General features: G+C 65.7%; 15 protein-coding genes and 4 tRNA genes. 2 read left to right on the plus strand and 17 right to left on the minus strand.

All coding sequences use genetic code 11. From position 1 onward, the window contains the following. Window positions 1-784: 784 nt before the first annotated feature. A complete protein-coding gene (locus tag DMX06_RS25280; protein ID WP_110739871.1) occupies window positions 785-2,821 on the minus strand; it encodes an NADPH-dependent 2,4-dienoyl-CoA reductase in 2,037 nt (678 codons plus the stop codon). A gap of 193 nt (window positions 2,822-3,014) precedes the next feature. Between DMX06_RS25280 and DMX06_RS25285 the strand changes: the two genes are divergently transcribed. Beyond that, window positions 3,015-4,133, plus strand: coding sequence for a nitrilase-related carbon-nitrogen hydrolase (locus DMX06_RS25285; RefSeq protein ID WP_110739872.1), 1,119 nt, complete (start codon window positions 3,015-3,017; stop codon window positions 4,131-4,133). A gap of 4 nt (window positions 4,134-4,137) precedes the next feature. After that, the gene (locus DMX06_RS25290) at window positions 4,138-5,178 is read left to right on the plus strand and encodes an AraC family transcriptional regulator (protein ID WP_110739873.1); all 1,041 of its coding nucleotides are present in this window, start codon (window positions 4,138-4,140) and stop codon (window positions 5,176-5,178) included. A gap of 204 nt (window positions 5,179-5,382) precedes the next feature. On the opposite strand, the gene DMX06_RS25295 is transcribed toward DMX06_RS25290, so the two are convergent. The 16 genes from DMX06_RS25295 to DMX06_RS25370 all read right to left on the minus strand — a co-directional run bounded on the left by DMX06_RS25295 (window position 5,383) and on the right by DMX06_RS25370 (window position 20,220). Beyond that, window positions 5,383-6,270, minus strand: coding sequence for a DUF2242 domain-containing protein (locus DMX06_RS25295; protein ID WP_110739874.1), 888 nt, complete (start codon window positions 6,268-6,270; stop codon window positions 5,383-5,385). A gap of 196 nt (window positions 6,271-6,466) precedes the next feature. Continuing rightward, window positions 6,467-6,543: transfer RNA gene (locus DMX06_RS25300), tRNA-Asp, on the minus strand. A 140-nt stretch (window positions 6,544-6,683) separates the two neighbouring features. Then, window positions 6,684-6,760: transfer RNA gene (locus DMX06_RS25305), tRNA-Asp, on the minus strand. Window positions 6,761-6,843: 83 nt separating this feature from the next. Continuing rightward, window positions 6,844-6,920 (minus strand) — tRNA-Asp (locus tag DMX06_RS25310). A gap of 79 nt (window positions 6,921-6,999) precedes the next feature. Next, window positions 7,000-7,075 (minus strand) — tRNA-Val (locus tag DMX06_RS25315). Between the two features lie 249 nt (window positions 7,076-7,324). Next, a complete protein-coding gene (locus tag DMX06_RS25320) occupies window positions 7,325-8,098 on the minus strand; it encodes an SDR family oxidoreductase (protein ID WP_110739875.1) in 774 nt (257 codons plus the stop codon). Continuing rightward, on the minus strand, window positions 8,095-9,306 hold the full coding sequence (locus DMX06_RS25325) for an O-succinylhomoserine sulfhydrylase (RefSeq protein ID WP_110739876.1): 1,212 nt from the start codon (window positions 9,304-9,306) through the stop codon (window positions 8,095-8,097). The genes DMX06_RS25320 and DMX06_RS25325 overlap by 4 nt, the downstream gene beginning before the upstream one ends. Before the next feature lie 15 nt (window positions 9,307-9,321). Then, window positions 9,322-10,827, minus strand: a complete 1,506-nt coding sequence (purF, locus tag DMX06_RS25330) for an amidophosphoribosyltransferase (protein WP_110739877.1) — start codon at window positions 10,825-10,827, stop codon at window positions 9,322-9,324. Window positions 10,828-10,869: 42 nt separating this feature from the next. Beyond that, window positions 10,870-11,424, minus strand: coding sequence for a CvpA family protein (locus DMX06_RS25335; protein WP_110739878.1), 555 nt, complete (start codon window positions 11,422-11,424; stop codon window positions 10,870-10,872). A 313-nt stretch (window positions 11,425-11,737) separates the two neighbouring features. Continuing rightward, window positions 11,738-12,412, minus strand: a complete 675-nt coding sequence (locus tag DMX06_RS25340) for an SPOR domain-containing protein (protein ID WP_110739879.1) — start codon at window positions 12,410-12,412, stop codon at window positions 11,738-11,740. Beyond that, the gene (gene folC, locus DMX06_RS25345; protein ID WP_110739880.1) at window positions 12,396-13,703 is read right to left on the minus strand and encodes a bifunctional tetrahydrofolate synthase/dihydrofolate synthase; all 1,308 of its coding nucleotides are present in this window, start codon (window positions 13,701-13,703) and stop codon (window positions 12,396-12,398) included. The genes DMX06_RS25340 and folC overlap by 17 nt, the downstream gene beginning before the upstream one ends. Then, the gene (accD, locus tag DMX06_RS25350; RefSeq protein WP_110739881.1) at window positions 13,703-14,596 is read right to left on the minus strand and encodes an acetyl-CoA carboxylase, carboxyltransferase subunit beta; all 894 of its coding nucleotides are present in this window, start codon (window positions 14,594-14,596) and stop codon (window positions 13,703-13,705) included. The genes folC and accD overlap by 1 nt, the downstream gene beginning before the upstream one ends. A 208-nt stretch (window positions 14,597-14,804) precedes the next feature. After that, window positions 14,805-15,425, minus strand: coding sequence for a phosphoribosylanthranilate isomerase (locus DMX06_RS25355; RefSeq protein WP_110739882.1), 621 nt, complete (start codon window positions 15,423-15,425; stop codon window positions 14,805-14,807). Window positions 15,426-15,484: 59 nt separating this feature from the next. After that, on the minus strand, window positions 15,485-16,339 hold the full coding sequence (gene truA, locus DMX06_RS25360; RefSeq protein WP_110739883.1) for a tRNA pseudouridine(38-40) synthase TruA: 855 nt from the start codon (window positions 16,337-16,339) through the stop codon (window positions 15,485-15,487). A 135-nt stretch (window positions 16,340-16,474) separates the two neighbouring features. After that, entirely contained in the window at window positions 16,475-19,141 is a 2,667-nt protein-coding gene (locus tag DMX06_RS25365; RefSeq protein ID WP_110739884.1) for a FimV/HubP family polar landmark protein, read from the minus strand. Window positions 19,142-19,212: 71 nt separating this feature from the next. Beyond that, window positions 19,213-20,220, minus strand: coding sequence for an aspartate-semialdehyde dehydrogenase (locus DMX06_RS25370; RefSeq protein WP_110739885.1), 1,008 nt, complete (start codon window positions 20,218-20,220; stop codon window positions 19,213-19,215). Between the last annotated feature and the right edge of the window lie 30 nt (window positions 20,221-20,250).

The raw sequence follows: 20,250 nt of genomic DNA on the forward strand, positions 1-20,250 counted from the left end.
GCGCCAGGGATACGAACTCTTCTTTCAGGCTCATGGCGTTTCTCACGTTCCAAGGCATGGCGAAAATCCTGGCAAAGGGGGCTGCCAGGAAGTGTCAACCATGTCTCCGTACACGTGTCCACCATGTGTCCGGTCTCTACAGATCCTTCAAAAAGGAACTCGCCGTAAAGGCGAAAAGGTGACTATGCGTCGACATCGCGAATGAATGCACTTACATCTATTAAAACCGACGCAGACCGACTTTGACTTTGACTTTGACTTTGACTTTGACTTTGACTTTGACTTTGACTTTTAAATAGTCTGTTTTGAAATATATATGCGCATTCATTTGCGATGGTGACGCATAGTCACCTTTCCGCCCTTACGGCGGGTCTCTTTTTGAAGGATCAAAAAGGAACCAAAAAATCCTCGCTCCATTCATCCGGCCCCTACGCTTCGCTCCGGGGTCCCCTCGCTCCGTTCTTGCTCCCGGGAGGACCGCGCTGAACGCCCCATCCTGGGGCGCAGCGCTTGACGGCCATCCATGGCCGTCACCTCCCTACGCAAGAACTCCGCTCGGCCTCCTGAAGTCGCAATTGGCGGCGCCTGGACTATCGCGCGCTTAGAAGCAAGATCAAGATCAAGATCAAGATCAAGATCAAGATCAAGATCAACAGACATGGAGTAAGTGTAGAATACTGGCAATGTCTCTTCAGTTACAGCCACTCGCTGACAAGCTAACTTCCACAGAAAAGGTGTATTACCACCTCAACTGTGGAAGTTGGCTCACCAACGATTCAAACAATCACAGTTCCGCCGCCAACCTCGACCCTTGGTTAATCGCCCGCTTGGCATCAAGTTCAGCCGCCACATCAGCGCCCCCGATCAAGTGCACCGACTGCCCGGCCGCAACAAGGCCATCATGCAACTCACGCAGCGGATCCTGGCCAGCGCAGACGACAATGTTGTCCACCGCCAGCAACTGCGGCTCGCCCTCGCCAACCCGCACATGCAGGCCGGCATCGTCCACGCTCAGGTACTCGACGCTGTTGAGCATCTGCACCTGCTTGTTCTTCAGCCCCGTGCGATGAATCCAGCCGGTGGTCTTGCCCAGGCCGTCGCCGACCTTGGTCTTCTTGCGCTGCAGCAAGTACACCTGGCGCGCCGGCGCATGAGGCTCGGCCTTCACCCCGGCCACACCACCACGGGCCTCCAACTGCGTATCGATGCCCCACTCCCTCCAGAACGCCTCACGGTCCTGGCTGGTGGCCACGCCTTTGTGCACCAGGTATTCGGACACATCGAAACCAATGCCACCGGCACCGATCACCGCCACCCGCTCGCCCACCGGCTTGCGCTCCAGCAGCACATCCAGATAATTCAGCACCTTGGCGTTGTCGATGCCGGGAATGGCCGGCGTACGCGGGGCGATGCCGGTGGCCAGGATGACCTCGTCGAACCCGCCGGCCACCAGCGCAGCCACATCGACACGGGTATTCAGCCGAAGGTCGACCCCCGTGGACTTCACCTTGTTGCGGAAGTAACGCAGGGTCTCGTAGAACTCCTCCTTGCCCGGCACGCGCTTGGCCACGTTGAACTGCCCGCCAATCTCGCCGGCGCCATCGAACAACGTCACTTCATGGCCGCGCTCGGCGGCCACGGTGGCGGCCGCCAGGCCCGCCGGGCCGGCACCGACCACGGCGATACGCTTCACCACCTGCACAGGCAGGTAGTTGAGCTCGGTCTCGTGGCAGGCTCGCGGGTTGACCAGACAGCTGGTCAGCTTGCCGCCGAAAGTGTGGTCCAGGCAGGCCTGGTTGCAGCCGATGCAAGTGTTGATCTCGTCGCCACGGCCTTCAGCGGCCTTGTTGACGAAATCCGGGTCGGCCAGGAACGGCCGGGCCATCGAGACCATGTCGGCATCGCCCTCGCCCAGCACCGCCTCGGCCACCTCCGGGGTGTTGATGCGGTTGGTGGTGATCAGCGGGATCTTCACCGCACCGCGCAGCTTGGCGGTGACCTTGCTGAACGCCGCGCGCGGCACCTTGGTGGCGATGGTCGGGATGCGCGCCTCGTGCCAGCCGATACCGGTGTTGATCAGCGTGGCGCCGGCCTGCTCGACGGCCTTGGCCAGCAGCTCGATCTCGTCCCAGGTGCTGCCGCCCTCGACCAGGTCGAGCATCGACAGGCGGAAGATGATGATGAAGTTCGGCCCCACCGCCTCGCGTACCCGGCGCACGATCTCCACCGCCAGACGCATGCGGTTCTCGTAGTTGCCACCCCAGCGGTCGGTGCGGTGGTTGGTGTGGGCGGCGAGGAACTGGTTGATGAAGTAGCCTTCCGATCCCATGATCTCGACGCCATCGTAGCCGGCACGCTGGGCCAGGCTTGCGCAGGTGACGAAGTCGTGGATCTGCTTCTCAATGCCCTCCTCGTCCAGCTCCTTGGGCTTGAACGGGTTGATCGGCGCCTGGATGGCGCTGGGCGCCACCTGCTTCGGACTGTAGGCATAGCGTCCGGCATGCAGGATCTGCAGGCAGATCTTGCCACCGGCGGCATGCACCGCCTCGGTGACGATCCGGTGCTTCTCGGCCTCCTCCTCGGTACTGAGCTTGGCCGCACCGGAGTACACACCGCCTTCGTCGTTGGGCGCGATGCCACCGGTGACCATCAGCCCGACGCCGCCGCGGGCGCGCTCGGCAAAGTACGCGGCCATGCGCTCGAAGCCGCCCGGGCGCTCCTCGAGGCCGGTGTGCATCGAGCCCATCAGGGTGCGGTTGCGCAGGGTGGTGAAGCCCAGGTCGAGAGGGGCCAGCAGGTGCGGGTAACGGTCGGTAGCCATGGATGGACTCCACAGGTGGCGTGATCACGGAATGCGGGCGCCTCTACCGTGGCGGCGGGGCCCGTCGTTTGTCTGAGGCCGACATTAAACAGGCGTTTGAACACCCTCAATGATCGAAACTGACAACTTATTGATCCTGCTGCACAGCAGGTCTACCCTAGGACACTCCTTCTGCACAGCGCTGGACCACTCCATGCGAAAACTGCTTGCCGGCGCCCTGGCGCTGGTCACCCTCGCCGCCCTCTGCGGCTACGGCTTCTGGACCCTGCAGCGCCCGGAGGGGCATTACCTGTCCGACCTGCGCATCGAACTGGCCCTCAACCAGGGCGTGCCGGGCGAGCACGGCAACCTGCTGGGGGTCGAGCCGCTGCTGTATCCGGGGGACTACCAGAACCTCTCGCGCCTGCACCGCAAGCTCTCGGCCTACCTTGAGCAGGCCCGCGCCCAGGGCCTGGTCAACCCACGCACCGTGGTAGTGCTGCCGGAGCATATCGGCACCTGGCTGTGGGCCCGGGGCGAGAAACGCGAGCTGTACCAGGTCACCCAGCGCAACGAGGCCTGGCAGTGGCTGGAGCTGAGCAACCCGCTGCGATACGGCCTGGCTATGCTTGCCGCCAGCGGCGACGATCGCCGCTCGGACGCGCACCTGCGCATGAAGGCCGCGCAGATGGCCGCCGACTACCAGCAGGTGTTCGGCAACCTGGCCCGGGAATTCGGCGTCACCCTGGTCGCCGGCTCCATCGTCCTGCCCGCTCCCTATGTGGAGAACGGCGTGCTGCGTGCCGGCAACGGTCCGCTGTACAACAGCAGCCTGGTGTTCGCCAGCGACGGCTCCGTGCTCGGGCAGCCCCAGCACCAGCAGTACCCCGACAGCGAAAGCCGACGCTACATCCACGACGGCCAGCAGCATCCGCTGCAAGTGCTGCAAACCCCCGCCGGGCGCTTGGGCGTGCTGATAGGCAGCGACAGCTGGTACCCCGCCAACTACCGGCAACTAGCCGCGCAATCGGTGCAACTGGTCGCCAATCCGGTATTTCTCAGCGGCAAACAGAGCTGGCAGGCGCCCTGGCGCGGCAACCGCCACCAGGCCCAGGCAGCCGATTTGCCCCTGCAGCGCGGCGCAGTCAGCGAACAGCGCGCCTGGCAGCAACTGCCCCTGGCCGCCAACGCCGGCACCCCGAGCATGAGCGTGTTCATGCGCGGCCAGTTCTGGGAGCTGGGCAGCGACGGGCAGGGCTTCGCCAGCCAGGGCGGCATGCTGTGGGTCGGCAACGACAGCCACGGCGCGCGCCTGCTCAATCTGTGGCTGTGACGACATGCCCCGCCCCCGCGTGCGCCTGGGTGAACTGTCGGTAGGTTTCGTCCAGCCCCTGGCCGAGGCGCTGACGGCACTCGGTCACGATCCGCACCCCCTGCTGCTGCGCTATGGCCTCGACGCCAGGCGCCTGGCCGAGCCGGGGGCGCGACTGTCGATCCCGCGCTACATGCACCTGGGACACGCGGCGATCGCCTTGTCCGCCGAGCCGGCGCTGGGCCTGCACATGGGGCGCCTGAGCCGCCTGGCCCAGGCCGGGTTGGCCGGCGTCGCCGCCGCCCAGGCCCCGACCCTTGGCGATGCCGCCCGCACCCTGCTGCGTTTCGAGCCGCTGTATGCCGCCAACTACCGGGGCCAGTCGAGCTTTCAGGAAGACGCCCAGGGCGCTTGGCTGCGGTTCTATTCCATCAGCCCCTACAACGACTACAACCGCTTCGTGGTCGACTCGCTGCTGGCTGGCTGGCTGGCGCAGCTTGGCGCCCTGGCGGCCAGGCCGGTGCAGGCCGAGCGCCTGGAAATCGAGTTCGACGCCCCCGCCTACGCCGCACAGTACCAAAGCCTGTGCGCAGGCCCGGTGCATTTCGGCGCCACGGCCAACCAGCTGCGCCTGAGCCAGGCCACCCTGGCCCTGCCCAACCCGCAACACTGCCCCAGTACCTGGCAGCACCTGCTGCAGCTATGCGAAGCAGAACTGGCCCAGCGCACCCGCGTGCGCAGCCTGGGCGAGCGCATCACCCACCTGCTGGGACCGCTGTTGAACGGTGGGCGCGAGCCGGATCTGGAAGAAGTGGCGCGGCACCTGCAACTGCCGACCTGGACCTTGCGCCGCAAACTCGCCGAGGAAGGCACGCGCTTTCGCAACCTGCTCAACGACACGCGGCGCGACCTGGCCGAGACCTATATCCGCGACACGGAGCTGGCCTTCGGCGAGATCGCCTATCTGTTGGGGTTCGCCTCGGCCGAGGCCTTCCAGCGCGCATTCAAGCGCTGGACGGGGCTGACGCCCGGGGAGTTTCGCCGCAATCAGCGGCAGGTCGGCTAGAGCTCGGTGGCGTCGTCGGCCGGCTCCGGCAGGTCCAGTTCATAGGCCTGGATCTCGAGCAGTTCTTCCTGGTAATCGTCCATCTTCACGCTCCTTCATTCATCGTTCTTCAGTCATTGCGCCAACCTAAGCCAGCGAAATGACGGAATGATTACAGCCCTATGAACGATAAACGTAGCAGGCGCCCGGGAAGTTATCGACGCGTCAGAGTGGCGCGGGGGCCTGCTCCACTGCCGGTGCTTCCTGCTGCACCTGGATCGGTGCCGGCTCGACGGGCGGCGCGATAGGTTGCGAGCCCTTGCTGTCGTCCACAATCGGGGCCGCAGGGGCTTCGCTGGCCGGCACAGGAGCCGCTGGAGCGGCAACAGGCGCGGGCGCAGCGGCAGGGGCAGCGGCAACCGGAGTCGGTACCGGGGCCGGGGCCTCTGCCACGCTCTCGGCGACCGGCGCGGCAGGCTGCGCCGCGGGCGCCAGGGCAACGGGCGCAGGCTCCGGCAAGCCCAGGTCAGCGGCCGGTCTTTCCACCTTCGGTTCGGCGGCGGGCTCGGTTTTCTCCGGCTTCTTCGGCTTCGGCAGGTAGCTTTCCACCAGGGCGAAGTAGCGGTCGTAAAACTGCGCGGCGGTAACCGTCTCGCTGGCGACCTTTACCATGGAGTCGTCGGTGGAGCCGATTGGCATCGACACCGAACCCAGCACACCCACGCCAAGGCTGGCGGAGGTGTTGGATTTCTTCAGGGTGTAGCGGTCCTGCAGGGCGTTGGCAAACATGGTCGAGCGCTGCTTGTCGCTCATGTCCGGCACGCAGGTAATGTTGAAGCTGATCTGCAGGTGGTTCTCGGCGTTTTGCTGGAAGCTCTTGTTGCCGGCGACCTGGTTGGCGTCGCTGCTGGTGATGATGTAGCCCTGACTGAGCAGCGCACGCCGCGCCGCCTCGCAGGAGCCCGCCTCGCTGGTGGCGAAACTGCGGGAGAAGGTGCCCGAGTCATCGAAGTTCTCGTGCTCGTAGACGGCGGCCTTTTTCGAGGAACAGCCGGACACACCCGCCAGCACGAGGGCCAGCCCGAGCGCGCCATAGACGGTTGATCTAGACATTGCCAATTCCGGGAAGAAACGAATGGGGCGTATTGTGCAACACATCGATCAGTGGCTGAAACCATTGATCGGTGAAGACTCTGTCAGCTTGGTGTAAATCCTTGCCCGTGACCACGCAAGGCGCTGAAACGAAAAAAGCGACCCGAGGGTCGCTTTTTTGTAGCTTCGAGATGTTCTAGGGACCTCGAGGCGAAGATGGCGCAGCGGACGGGACTCGAACCCGCGACCCCCGGCGTGACAGGCCGGTATTCTAACCGACTGAACTACCGCTGCGTATCGTTCGGGCTTGCACCCGATTGAAACTGGGATCTGAGCTTTCAAGCGCTGTGGCGCGAAAGCCAGGCACAAAAAAGGCGACTTTATATCGCCCTTTCCGTGTTGCCTTGAGCGTTCATGGGGCTCTTGGCAGAAGATGGCGCAGCGGACGGGACTCGAACCCGCGACCCCCGGCGTGACAGGCCGGTATTCTAACCGACTGAACTACCGCTGCGTATCGTTCAGGCTTGCGCCTGATTGAAACTGGGATCTGGCCTTGCGGCCTCAGACCGGTGCAAGCACCCATCTGGAGAAAAATGGCGCGGCGGACGGGACTCGAACCCGCGACCCCCGGCGTGACAGGCCGGTATTCTAACCGACTGAACTACCGCCGCGCATAGCTGGACTTGCGTCCTGTTCCTCTCTGCCAGTGTGCTTCTTTCGAAACCACTGAACCAGGAACGTCTCAGGAAGTGGTGGGTGATGACGGGATCGAACCGCCGACCCTCTGCTTGTAAGGCAGATGCTCTCCCGGCTGAGCTAATCACCCCCGCGATGTTGCTTGTTGCGTTTGCTTCGCTGAGGCCGCGAAATTTACGCAGGTACCGATGCTAAGTCAATACCCCCATTGAAGTTTTTTTCAAAAAGGGCAAAAAAGGCAGCCTTGTCGCTGGGCCAGCCCGCCCCCACAACCAGACGCCCACCGCGTGGGAGCGGGCTGACCAAGCGACAGGGTCGGCGCGACAGACAAAAAAAGGGGCTCTCAGCCCCTTTCTCTTGCATCTCAACAGGTTACAGCTCAGGTGTAGATCATCTTGCGGGTCATCCCGCCATCGACCACAAACTCCTGGCCGGTGACGAACCCCGCCTGGCGCGACAGCAACCACGCCACCAGCGCCGCCACATCCTCGACCGTCCCTACCCTGCCAGCCGGATGCTGGGCATGGTCGGCCTCGCTCAGCGGTTCGGCGCGCCGCTGCGAAGGGTCACGGGCATCGATCCAACCCGGACTCACCGCATTGACGCGGATCTCCGGCCCCAGGCTCATGGCCAGGGCATGGGTCAAGGCGACCAGGCCGCCCTTGCTGGCGGCATAGGCCTCGGTGTCCGGCTCGGACTGTCGGGCACGGGTGGAGGTCAGGTTGACGATCGCCCCGCCATGGGCGCGCAGGTAAGGTGCGCAATGCTTGGCCAACAGCATCGGGCCGTTGAGGTTGACCGCCAGCACCCGGTTCCATTGAGCCAGGGACAGGCTTTCCAAGGTCTGGTTATGCGGGTTGGCGATGGCCGCGTTGCACACCAGCGCGTCCAACCGGCCGAACTGCCCGAGCACCTCGGACACCCCGGCACTGACCTGGGCCTCGTCTGCCACGTCCATGCTGATGAACCAGGCATTGTCGCCCAGGGCCTTGGCGACCTTGGTGCCGCGTGGGCGATCCAGGTCGCTCAGCACCACCTGCCAGCCCTCGCAGATCAACCAGGCGGCGATGCCCAGGCCGATGCCGCGGGCGGCACCGGTCACCAGGGCCACCCGGCCGTTATGGCCGGGCTCGCCACCCTTCCAGTCGATCACAGCGCAGCCAGGCCGCGGGCCAGATCGACTTGCAGGTCGGCCACGTCTTCCAGGCCGACCGCCACGCGCACCAGGCTGTCACGGATACCCGCCGCTTCACGCTCCTGCGGCGTCAGACGGCCGTGGGAGGTAGTGGCCGGATGGGCAATGGTGGTCTTGCTGTCACCGAGGTTGGTGGTGATGGAGATCACCCGGGTGGCGTCGATGAAGCGCCAGGCGCCTTCCTTGCCGCCCTTGACCTCGAAGCTGACCACCGCACCGAAGCCGCTCATCTGGCGCTTGGCCAGTTCGTGCTGCGGATGGCTCGGCAGGCCGGCGTAGTGGACCTTCTCGATGCCGTCCTGGCGCTCGAGCCACTCGGCCAGCGCCTGGGCGCTCTCGCAGTGAGCGCGCATGCGCAGCTTGAGGGTCTCCAGGCCCTTGGTGAAGACCCAGGCGTTGAACGGGCTGAGGGTCGGGCCGGCGGTGCGCAGGAAGCCCACCACTTCCTTCATCTGCTCGCTGCGCCCGGCCACCACGCCGCCCATGCAACGGCCCTGGCCGTCAATGAACTTGGTGGCCGAGTGGAACACGATGTCGGCGCCGAGCTTGAGCGGCTGCTGCAAGGCCGGGGTGCTGAAGCAGTTGTCCACCACCAGCATGGCGCCACGGGCATGGGCAATCTCGGCCAGGGCGGTGATGTCCACCAGCTCGGCCAGCGGGTTGGACGGCGACTCGACGACCAGCAGCTTGGTATTGGCCTTGATGGCCTTTTCCCAGCCATTCAGATCGACCAGCGGCACGTAGTCCACCTGCACGCCGAAACGCTTGAAGTACTTCTCGAACAGGCTGATGGTCGAGCCGAACACGCTCTGCGACACCAGCACATGATCGCCGGCGCTGCACAGCGACATGACCACGGCGAGGATCGCCGCCATGCCGGTGGAGGTGGCCACGGCCTGCTCGGCGCCCTCCATGGCTGCCAGGCGCTCCTCGAAGGCGCGCACGGTCGGGTTGGTGTAGCGCGAATAGACGTTGCCCGGCGTTTCGCCGGCAAAGCGCGCGGCGGCGTCAGCGGCCGTGCGGAAGACATAGCTGGAGGTCAGGAACAGCGCTTCGCTGTGCTCGGCCTCCGGTGTACGGTTCTGACCGGCGCGCACCGCCAGGGTGTCGAAGCCGACACCCTCGAGGTCACTGTCCAGTCGACCGGCATCCCATTGATCGGTCATGCCGTCGCTCCCAAATCAGTTGTTGTACAGGTCGATGATCGCGCTGACCGCCTGGGTCTTCACCTTGGCCAGGTCATTACGGGCCTGCTCGATGCGGTCGAGGTAGGCTTCGTCGATATCGCCGGTGACATACTCACCGTTGAACACCGCGCAATCGAAATGCTCGATCTTGATCTTGCCGCCACCGACCGATTCGATCAGGTCCGGCAGGTCCTGGTAGATCAGCCAGTCGGCACCGATCAACTCGGCCACCTGTTCGGTGGTACGGTTGTGGGCGATCAGTTCGTGAGCGCTCGGCATGTCGATGCCGTAGACGTTGGGGTAGCGCACCGCGGGGGCCGCGGAGCAGAAGTAGACGTTCTTGGCGCCGGCTTCGCGGGCCATCTGGATGATCTGCTTGCAGGTGGTGCCGCGCACGATCGAGTCGTCCACCAGCATCACGTTCTTGCCGCGGAATTCCAGCTCGATGGCGTTGAGTTTCTGGCGTACCGATTTCTTGCGCGCGGCCTGGCCGGGCATGATGAAGGTACGGCCGATGTAGCGGTTCTTGACGAAGCCTTCGCGGAACTTGACGCCCAGGTGGTTGGCCAGTTCCAGCGCCGCGGTGCGGCTGGTGTCGGGAATCGGGATAACCACGTCGATGTCGTGGTCCGGGCGCTCGCGCTGGATCTTCTCGGCCAGCTTCTCGCCCATGCGCAGGCGTGCCTTGTACACCGAGACGCCGTCAATGATCGAGTCCGGACGGGCCAGGTAGACGTGCTCGAAGATGCACGGCTGCAGTTTCGGGGTCTCGGCGCACTGCTTGGTGAACATCTGGCCGCCTTCGGTGATGTACACCGCCTCGCCCGGCGCCAGGTCGCGGATCAGGGTGAAGCCGAGCACGTCCAGGGCCACGCTTTCGGAGGCGATCATGTACTCGACGCCTTCATCGGTGTGACGCTGGCCGAACACCACCGGGCGGATGCCGTTGGGGTCGCGGAAGCCGACGATGCCGTAGCCGGTGATCATCGCCACCACCGCGTAGCCACCGACGCAGCGGCTGTGCACGTGGGAAACGGCGGCGAACACGTCTTCTTCGGTCGGCTGCAGCTTGCCACGCACGGCCAACTCGTGGGCGAACACGTTCAGCAGCACTTCGGAGTCGGAGTTGGTGTTGACGTGGCGCAGGTCGGACTCGTAGATCTCCTTGGCCAGCTGCTCGACGTTGGTCAGGTTGCCGTTGTGCGCCAGGGTGATGCCGTAGGGCGAGTTGACGTAGAACGGCTGGGCCTCGGCCGAGGTGGAGCTGCCGGCGGTCGGGTAACGCACGTGACCGATGCCGATGCTGCCGACCAGGCGTTGCATGTGGCGCTGCTGGAAGACGTCGCGCACCAGGCCGTTATCCTTGCGCAGGAACAACCGGCCGTCATGGCTGGTCACGATACCGGCAGCATCCTGGCCGCGGTGCTGGAGGACCGTAAGCGCGTCATACAGCGCCTGATTGACGTTCGACTTACCGACGATACCGACGATGCCACACATGCGACGCAACCCCTACTTTGATGAAACTTGAGTGAAGAGCGCTCAGGGCTTGGTCGGCCCGAGCAGCTGCTCCTTGAACGGAAGGTCAACGGGTGCGCTGACCCCACTGGACATCCACTGGCCACTGAACCCGAGTATGAGGTTCTTCGACCAGTCGGCTACCAATAGAAATTGTGGTATCAGGCGCGATTCCTGCCACCACGGATCCTGTTGCACCGGCCCCAGGCTCAGCAGCCCGACCGCCACCACCACCAGCAAGCCCCCGCGCGCGGCGCCGAAGGCCATGCCGAGGAAGCGATCGGTGCCGGACAGCCCGGTCACGCGGATCAGCTCGCCGATGAGGAAATTGAGCATCGCCCCGACCAGCAGCGTGGCGACGAAAAGAATGGCACAGCCGGCAATGACCCGCGCTGAAGGCATCTGGATATAGCTTTCAAGATACTGCGCAAGCGAGCCGCCGAACATCCAGGCCACCGCACCGGCGACAATCCAGATGAGCAGGGACAAGGCTTCCTTGACGAAGCCGCGCTTGAGACTGATCAGTGATGAAATGGCGACGATCGCGATGATCGCCCAATCAACCCAGGTAAATGCCACGGTGTTGCCTGCCGACGTTAGAGGCGGCGCATTTTACCAGAGCCAGGGGCTTGGAGTAAGCGGAATGTCAGGCGTTTGAAGGGCTGCGGGCTGACTCCGGGGACAGCTTTAGGGACTTGAAAACCCTCGCGGGGCAATCCCACACCTGCAAAATCCTGCGCGCACCTGTGGGAGCGGCCTTGTGTCGCGAAAGGGCTGCGCAGCAGCCCCGGCAATGTCCGCTTCGGCGCTGAAATCCTGGGGCTGCTTTGCAGCCCTCTCGCGACACAAGGCCGCTCCCACAGGGACGGCGCTTGGTGTCGACAAGCAGGCGTCAGCCACGCTCCGGCTGGAAGCGCACCACGATACCCTTGAGGTTCTGCTGGCGATTGATCACATCACGCAGGCGCTCGGCCTCGGCGCGCTCGATCAGCGGCCCGACGAATACCCGGTTCATGCCGTCCGCCGAACGGATATAGGCGTTGTAGCCCTGGCTGCGCAGGGTCTTCTGCAGGTTCTCGGCACCGGCCCGGTTGGACAGGCTGGCCAACTGGATCGACCAGCTCACCGGCAGGCCGTTGGCATCGATCTTCGACGGCGCCGCCGGCTTGGCAGCTGGCGCAACGCTCGGCGCAGGCACTGGACGCGCCTCCACCTTGGCGACCGGCGGCGTCGGCACCGGTGTCTGCGGCTTGGGCTGCACGGGTGGCGCCACGGTCGCGACCGGCGCGATGGGCTGGCTCGGCGCCGTCACCGGCGCCGTGGACTCGTCGACCACTACCGGCGGCTGCTCGCTCTGCTCCGGCAACGGCTGAGGCTCTGGCACCTGGACCGGCTCCACCTGCACCTGGGGCAGACTGGGCACGGCCGGCGCCTCCGGCGCCTCGACACGCACCTGGCGCAGTTCGTCCTCGCGGGTGAACAACATCGGCAGGAAGATCACCGCCAGCGCCACCAGCACCAGCGCACCGACCATGCGCTGTTTCATCCCTTTATCCAGCACTGCCATCTACTCCATCCTCGGGGACCTGCCGCTCGAGCCAGGCCAGGGCCTCGCCGACGCAGAAAAACGAACCGAACAGCAGGATCTGGTCATCCGCCGTCGCCTGGGCGCACTGCCCTTCGAGGGCAGCCGCGACACTGGCGTAAGACTTCACCGTCGCACCGAGGTTCGTCAAGGCATCCGCCAGCTCCGTGGCCGGGCGGCTGCGTGGCGTGTCCAGCGGCGCCACCGCCCAGTCGGCGACCTGATCGCGCAACGGCGCAAGCACACCGGCCAGGTCCTTGTCGGCCAACAGGCCGAACACCGCCAGGCGCCGCCCCTTCACCGGGCGTGCCGCCAGCCGGCGGGCCAGGTACTCGGCAGCGTGCGGATTATGGCCGACATCCAGCAACAGCTCCACGCGCTTGCCTTGCAGCAACAGCTCGCGCCGGTCGAGACGACCGGTGATACGCGTGTCCAGCAAGGCCTGGCGAACCGTGCCGGCATCCCACGGCAGGCCCGTCAGCAGGAAAGCTTGCAAGGCCAGGGCGGCATTCTCCATGGGCAGGTCGAGCAACGGCAGGTCGCTCAGTTCAACGGGCGAACCGTCGAGCTGGCGACCACGCCAATGCCAGTGGTCGACGCTGCTATCCAGGTCGAAATCACGCCCGCGCAGGAAGAACGGGCAATCCAGCTCGCGCACCTTGTCCAGCAAAGGCTGCGGCGGATCCAGGTCACCGCACAGCGCAGGCTTGCCCCGGCGGAAGATCCCCGCCTTCTCGTACGCCACCGACTCGCGGCTATCACCCAGGTAGTCGACGTGGTCGACGCCAATGCTGGTGACCAGTGACACGTCGGCGTCCACCAGGTTGACCGCATCCAGCCGTCCACCCAGGCCGACCTCGAGCACTACCGCGTCCAGTACGGACTGCTTGAACAGCCAGAACGCCGCCAGGGTGCCCATCTCGAAGTAGGTCAGCGAAATCTCGCCGCGTGCAGCTTCCACCGCGGCGAACGCTTCGCACAGGCGCTCATCGCTGGCCTCGCGACCCTCGATCAGCACCCGTTCGTTGTAACGCAGCAGGTGCGGCGAACTGTACACCCCGACCTTGAGCCCCTGGGCGCGCAGCAGCGCGGCCACGAAGGCGCAGGTCGAGCCCTTGCCATTGGTGCCGGTCACCGTCACCACCCGTGGTGCCAGCTTGCCCAACCCCAGGCGCGCCAGCACCTGTTGCGAGCGCTCCAGGCCCATATCGATGGCCGAGGGATGCAACTGTTCGAGGTAGGCGAGCCAGTCGCCCAGGCTGCGCTGGTTCATCACGCGACCGCGGCGACCTCTTTGGCCGCTTCCGGGGTCGGCTGGCCGGTCATCTGCGCCAGCAGGCGAGCCAGGCGCGGACGCAGCTCGTCACGGGAGATGATCAGGTCGATGGCGCCGTGTTCCAGCAGGAACTCGCTGCGCTGGAAGCCTTCGGGCAGTTTCTCGCGCACGGTCTGCTCGATCACCCGCGGACCGGCGAAGCCGATCAGCGCCTTCGGCTCGCCGACGATCACGTCGCCGAGCATCGCCAGGCTGGCGGAAACGCCGCCGTAGACCGGGTCGGTCAGTACCGAGATGAACGGAATGCCTTCTTCGCGCAGGCGTGCCAGTACGGCGGAGGTCTTGGCCATCTGCATCAGCGAGATCAGCGCTTCCTGCATGCGCGCGCCACCGGAGGCGGAGAAGCAGACCATCGGGCAGCGATTTTCCAGGGCGTAGTTGGCCGCGCGCACGAAACGCTCGCCGACGACGGCACCCATGGAGCCGCCCATGAAGGAGAACTCGAAGGCGCTGACCACGATCGGCATGCCCATCAGGGTGCCGCTCATGGAAATCAGCGCGTCCTTCTCGCCGGTCTGCTTCTGCGCCGCGGTCAGGCGGTCCTTGTACTTCTTGCCGTCACGGAACTTCAGGCGGTCGACCGGCTCCAGGTCCGCGCCAAGCTCGGCACGGCCTTCTGGATCGAGGAAGATATCGATGCGCGCGCGGGCGCCGATACGCATGTGGTGGTTGCACTTAGGGCAGACGTCGAGGGTCTTTTCCAGCTCCGGGCGATACAGCACGGCTTCGCAGGACGGGCACTTGTGCCACAGCCCTTCCGGTACCGAGCTCTTCTTCACCTCGGAACGCATGATCGAAGGGATCAGTTTGTCTACCAACCAGTTGCTCATGCTTGCTTTCTCCAGTATTGGCCGGGGAGACCTGCGCGGCCCCGCCCTGCCCTTGAGCTCAAATTCTTCTGTAAAGCGACGATGGACCGGCCACCGGCCGCCCCACCTCCAATTCTTCCCCGGTACGCCCCGCGCTCTGGCGCGGCCTGGCAGCACCGGGCTGCGAAAGCTATGGACGATGGCGCGCGGCCAGCCGTCACATCCGCGTTCACGCGTGTTTCACCGCCTGCATGAAGGCTTCGATCTTTGCCGCATCCTTGATGCCCTTGGCCTGCTCCACGCCGCCGCTGACATCCACCGCATACGGGCGCACCTGGCGAATGGCCTGGGCGACATTGTCGGCCGACAGGCCACCGGCAAGGATGATCGGCTTGCTCAGGCGCTGCGGAATCAGTGACCAGTCGAAGGCCTCGCCGGTTCCCCCCGGCACGCCCGGCACATAGGCGTCCAGCAGGATGCCGCGGGCGCCGGCGTAGTGGCGGCAAGCGGCCTCCAGGTCATCCCCGGGGCGCACCCGCAGGGCCTTGATCCAGGGGCGGTGGTAGCCCTCGCAATCGGCCGGGGTCTCATCGCCGTGGAACTGTAGCAGGTCCAGGGAAACCACTTCGAGGATCTCGTTGAGCTCGCAACGCGAGGCGTTGACGAACAAGCCCACGGTGGTCACGAACGGCGGCAGCGCGTCGATGATCGACCGCGCCTGACGCACGTCCACCGCCCGCGGGCTTTTCGCATAGAAGACGAAACCGAGGGCGTCGGCGCCGGCCTCGACCGCGGCCAGGGCGTCCTCGATACGGGTAATCCCGCAGATCTTGCTGCGAACGTTGCTCATGGACGGCGAACCTTGAGTGATCGGTAAAGCGCCGATGGTAGCAAATGACCCGTGCCCCGTCAGTCCGCCAGCGCCTCGTAGCCGCTAAGAAAGTGTGGGCCGATGTAACGCTGCGGCAGCGCGTACTCCTGCGGGTACTCCACCTGCACCAGGTACAGGCCATATGGGTGCGCGGTCACGCCACCCTCACGGCGGTTGCGCCCTTCCAGCACCTCGCGGGCCCACTCCACCGGGCGCTCGCCGGCGCCGATGGTCATCAGCACGCCGGCGATGTTGCGCACCATGTGGTGCAGGAACGCGGTGGCACGCACGTCCAGTACGATCATCCGCCCATGACGGGTCACGCGCAGGTGGTGGATGTGCTTGATCGGCGACTTGGCCTGGCACTGGCTGGCGCGGAAGGCGCTGAAGTCATGGGTGCCCAACAGGTACTGCGCAGCCTCGGCCATGCGCTCGACGTCCAGCGGGCGGTGGTTCCAGGTCACCTCCTCGGCCAGGTGGGCCGGGCGGATCGGATCGTTGTAGATGACGTAGCGATAGCGCCGCGCGGTGGCCTTGAAGCGGGCATGAAAATGCGCGGGCATGGGCGCCGACCAGACCACGCTGATGTCGTGAGGCAGGTTGAAGTTGGTGCCCAGGGTCCAGGCGCGCTCGTCGCGCACGGCGCGGGTGTCGAAATGCACGATCTGCCCGCAGCCATGGACGCCGGCATCGGTACGCCCGGCGCAGATCACCGAGATCGGCTCATTGGCCACCGTCGACAGCGCCTGCTCCAGGGCCTGCTGGACACTGGGCACGCCGCTGGCCTGGCGCTGCCAGCCGCGGTAGCGCGAGCCTTTGTATTCCACGCCCAGGGCGATGCGGGTGTAGCCTTCGGCAGCCGATTCGGCGGCGGCGGTGTCGATGATGTCCAAGAGCGGCAAACCTGATGCTGAAACGAAAGGCGGGAGTATACCGGCAAACCGTGCAGGGGCCGAAATGATCGCGGGGCAAGCCCGCTCCCACGTGTTAGGTGGGAATGGGCTTGCCCCGCGCGGTGCAACGTCGCCTCAGACCAGGCGCGAGAGCATCTCGTTGGCTTCCTGGCGCTGGCTGTCATCGCCGTCCTTGACCACTTCGTCGAGGATGTCACGGGCGCCCTGGTGGTCGCCCATGTCGATGTAGGCGCGAGCCAGGTCGAGCTTGGTGGCCACCTCGTCGGCGCCGGAGAAGAAGTCGAAGTCCAGGTCGTCCAGCGGCTCGGGCTCCAGTGCCGCATCCTCGGCGGTGAACTGTGGCTCAGGCGCCGCTGCCGGGACATCGAGGTTCTGCGACAGCTTGTCGAGTTCGGCGTTGACGTCGTCCAGTTCCGAGGCGAAGTTCTTCGCCGCCGGCGAGTCGTCGTCCAGCGACAGCGACAGGTCGAAGTCCTCGGGCAGCTCCAGCTCGGAGATCGGGTCGAACTCCGGAATGGCCTCGAAGGCCGCCAGCTCCGCCGCCACGTCCACCGGGGCTTCCTCGCTGCCGGCCGGGGCCACCGGCTGTTCGGCGACATCCAGGTCGAATTCGGCCAGGTCGTCGACGTTCTGCGGCGTCGCCTGGGCTTGGGCAAGCAAAGCCTCGAAGTCGTCGTCGGCATCGGGTTGGGCAACCGCAGGCGCAGGCGCAGGCGCGGCCTCGGCCTGGACCTCGGGCGCCTCGACAACCAGATCCTCAAGACCGGCCATGTCCAGGTGATCATCTACCGGCAGGTCATCACCCAGGCTCAGGTCGAAGGCGCTGTCCAGGTCGGCCTCTTCGACGACAGGCTCAGGTTCCGGCTCGGCCGCCACGACAGGCTCAGGTTCCGGCTCCACGACGAGTTCCGGCGCGCTTTCGCCCAGCTCCAGCTCCTTGTCCTGCAGCAGGTCCTGGACATACTGCTCATCCAGCTCGGCGGCCAGGGCAGCAGCCCCGGCAGCGCCTGCCGCCACCGCCGCGACACCCAGCATGGCCGGGAAGCGCTCCTTGAGCGCGGCGACCTCGGCCTGGTTCGCGTCATTGACCGCCAGCTTGCGCTCCTGGCCGGCGAAGGCGTCCTGGTCACCCTGGCGGGCATAGACTTCCATCAGCTTCAGGCGCAGGTCGCTGCGCTGCGGCTCGGAGGCCACCGCAGCCTCCAGCAGGTCGGCGGCATGGTTGAGACGGCCACGGGCCAGGCTGTCGTCCACTTCGGCCAGCAGCGCGGCACGCGGATCGACCGCCGGCGCGGCAGCTTCGACGGGGGCCGCAGGCTTTTCCGCGGCAACGGCCGCAGCGGCCGAGGCCGCCACCACCGCTGGCGATAGGGTCACGGTCGGCGCCGACACGTCGAGGCCTTCGAAGCTGCTGGGCGGCAGCTCCAGGTCAGGGCCGCGCTCGCCATCCTCGGCCAGGGCACGCGCCATGCGCAGGTGCTTTTCGGCTTCCTGCTGGGCCTTGCGCTTGCGTGCCAGGAGCAGCAGCAACAGCAGCAAGACCAGGAACGCGGAGCCGGCGATCAGGCCCAGCAGCAGCGGGTTGCCCAGCAACTGGTCGAGCATGCCGGGCTCTTCGCTGACCGGTGCTTCGGCGGCCACATCCTGCGGCGCGGTGTCGGCGGCGGCAGGCGCCGGGGCGACTACCGGTTCGGCCGGGGTCAGTTGGGCGTTTACCGCCGGCTGTGCCGGCGCCGGCTCGCCCGGCAGCGCGCCGACCGGCGGCTGCGGCGCCGCTGCGCCCTGGGCCTCCAGGCGCGCCAGCTGGTCGTTCTTCAGCTCGATCAGACGCTGCAGCTTGTCCAGCTGGCTCTGCAGGTCGACCATTCGGCTCTTGAGTTCTTCGTTGTCGCGACGGCTGGTGTCGAGGCTTTCCTGGGCTACGGCCAGCTTGTCGCCCAGCGCCTTGGTCTCACCGGCCGCCCCCTTGCCGCCCGGCGCCACCAGGCGCAGGTTGTCGCCCTGGGCGATGCGTGCCGGCGCGGCGCCGGCCTCACCACGGCGGGTGGCGTCCAGTTGCCGTGCGCGCGGGCCGAGGCGACGGCCTTCGCGCCAGGCGGCGTACTGCTCGGCCACTTCGCGGTTGGCCTGGGCCTGGGGAATGCTCTGTGCCTGCTGCTGATCGGGCAGGCGCAGGACCTGGCCGGTCTTGAGCTGGTTGATGTTGTTGCCGATGAAGGCATCCGGGTTCAGCGCCTGGATGGCCAGCATGGTCTGCTGGATCGAGCCGCCGTTGCTGTTACGCGCGGCGATCTGCCAAAGGGTGTCGCGGCGCTTGGTGGTGTAGCTGCCCGCGCTGACCGGCGGGTTGATATTGGCCTGGGTCGGCTGGCTGCCCTGTGCCTGCGCCTGGTCGAGCAACACGCTGTAGTCGCGTAGCAGACGGCCCTGGGGCCACATGACCTGGACCAGGAACTTGACCACCGGCTCCGGCAGCGCCTTGCTGGAGGAGACCCGCAGCACGCTCTTGCCGTTGGGGTTGATCACCGGGGTGAACGTGAGGTCTTCGAGGTACGGCGGGAAGGCCACCCCGGCCTTGGCGAACTCTTCCGGCGACGCCAGGCTGGGCGCCATCTGCGCCGCGGTGAGGTCGCGCACGTCGAGCAGTTCGATCTCGGCATCCAGCGGCTGGTTCTGCGCCGACTTGAGGGTCAGCTCGCCCAACCCCAGAGCGTTCGCCATGCCGGACGACAGCGCCGAGGCTGCCGCGATGGCCAGAACCAGTTTGCGAATTCGAAGCATGAACTCTTCCCTTGTATGAAGCGTCCCGAAAACCTTTGCGCGGTGCAGGACAAAATTGCTCGCAGTATCTTTTACGCCATGTGTTTTATCAACAATTGTGCCGCCTGCACGGCATTCAGCGCCGCGCCCTTGCGCACATTGTCGGTGGTCAGCCACAGGTTCAGCTGTTGGTCTTCATCGACACCATGGCGTACACGACCAACATAGACCACGTCCTGGCCCACTGCGTCACCCACCGGCGTCGGATAATCCCCCGCTTCGACCAGCTCGATGCCGTCGGCAGCCTCCAGCGCAGCGTTGACGGCCGCCAGATCGACCGGATTACGGCTTTGCACGGCGACACTGAAGCTATCGCCGAAAAACACCGGGACTTGAATGCAGGTCACGGAAATCTTCAGTTGCGGCAGGTCAAGCACCTGACGCAGCTCGCCGACCAGGCGGCGCTCCACGGCCGTGTGGCCCTGTTCGTCGGGGGTGCCGACCTGGGGCAGCAGGTTGAAGGCGACCTGGCGATCGAAGAAGCGCGGCTCCAGGGGGCGTGCGTTGAGCAGTTCGGCGGTCTGCCGGGCGAGCTCGCTGACGGCCTCCCTGCCCTGCTCCGAAACCGCCAGGCAAGCGTTGACCTGCACACGCTCGATATCGAGCAGCCCCTTGAGCGGCGCCAGCGCCACCGCCAAGGCCACCGCGCCTGCGCTCGGGCTGGTGATCAGTGCAGGCCGCGCGAGTTCGGCGATGCGCTCGCCGTTGGCTTCCGGGACGAGCGCGGTGGCGCCGTCCAGGGCGCCGGACAGGTCGATCACCGCGCAACCGGCGGCGATGGCCTTGGGCGCGAAGCTGCGGCTCACGGCGGGGCTGGCGGCGAAGAACACCAGTTGCGCCTGGGTGAAGTCGAAGCTGTCCACTTCGCGGACTTTCAGTTTCTTGCCGGCGAACATGACGCTGCTGCCGGCGGATTCCATGCTGGCCAGCAGGTGCAGGGTGGAGACCGGGAAGGCCACTTCCTCGAGGATCTGGACGAGGGATTCACCGACGGTGCCGGTGGCGCCGATTACGGCGATGTCTAGGGCGGGGGTGGTCATGAGATCGGTTCCTTTCTGCGGGGGTACGGC

This window comes from Pseudomonas mosselii, from assembly GCF_003205295.1.
In the GTDB taxonomy this organism is placed as follows: domain Bacteria; phylum Pseudomonadota; class Gammaproteobacteria; order Pseudomonadales; family Pseudomonadaceae; genus Aquipseudomonas; species Aquipseudomonas mosselii_B.

Excerpts from the sequence above, each read along its gene's own strand:
- DMX06_RS25280 (WP_110739871.1), bottom strand. The coding sequence starts at position 2,821 with ATGGCTACCGACCGTTACCCGCACCTGCTGGCCCCTCTCGACCTGGGC.
- DMX06_RS25285 (WP_110739872.1), top strand. The coding sequence starts at position 3,015 with ATGCGAAAACTGCTTGCCGGCGCCCTGGCGCTGGTCACCCTCGCCGCC.
- DMX06_RS25290 (WP_110739873.1), top strand. The coding sequence starts at position 4,138 with ATGCCCCGCCCCCGCGTGCGCCTGGGTGAACTGTCGGTAGGTTTCGTC.
- DMX06_RS25295 (WP_110739874.1), bottom strand. The coding sequence starts at position 6,270 with ATGTCTAGATCAACCGTCTATGGCGCGCTCGGGCTGGCCCTCGTGCTG.
- DMX06_RS25325 (WP_110739876.1), bottom strand. The coding sequence starts at position 9,306 with ATGACCGATCAATGGGATGCCGGTCGACTGGACAGTGACCTCGAGGGT.
- purF (WP_110739877.1), bottom strand. The coding sequence starts at position 10,827 with ATGTGTGGCATCGTCGGTATCGTCGGTAAGTCGAACGTCAATCAGGCG.
- DMX06_RS25340 (WP_110739879.1), bottom strand. The coding sequence starts at position 12,412 with ATGGCAGTGCTGGATAAAGGGATGAAACAGCGCATGGTCGGTGCGCTG.
- folC (WP_110739880.1), bottom strand. The coding sequence starts at position 13,703 with ATGAACCAGCGCAGCCTGGGCGACTGGCTCGCCTACCTCGAACAGTTG.
- accD (WP_110739881.1), bottom strand. The coding sequence starts at position 14,596 with ATGAGCAACTGGTTGGTAGACAAACTGATCCCTTCGATCATGCGTTCC.
- DMX06_RS25355 (WP_110739882.1), bottom strand. The coding sequence starts at position 15,425 with ATGAGCAACGTTCGCAGCAAGATCTGCGGGATTACCCGTATCGAGGAC.
- DMX06_RS25365 (WP_110739884.1), bottom strand. The coding sequence starts at position 19,141 with ATGCTTCGAATTCGCAAACTGGTTCTGGCCATCGCGGCAGCCTCGGCG.
- DMX06_RS25370 (WP_110739885.1), bottom strand. The coding sequence starts at position 20,220 with ATGACCACCCCCGCCCTAGACATCGCCGTAATCGGCGCCACCGGCACC.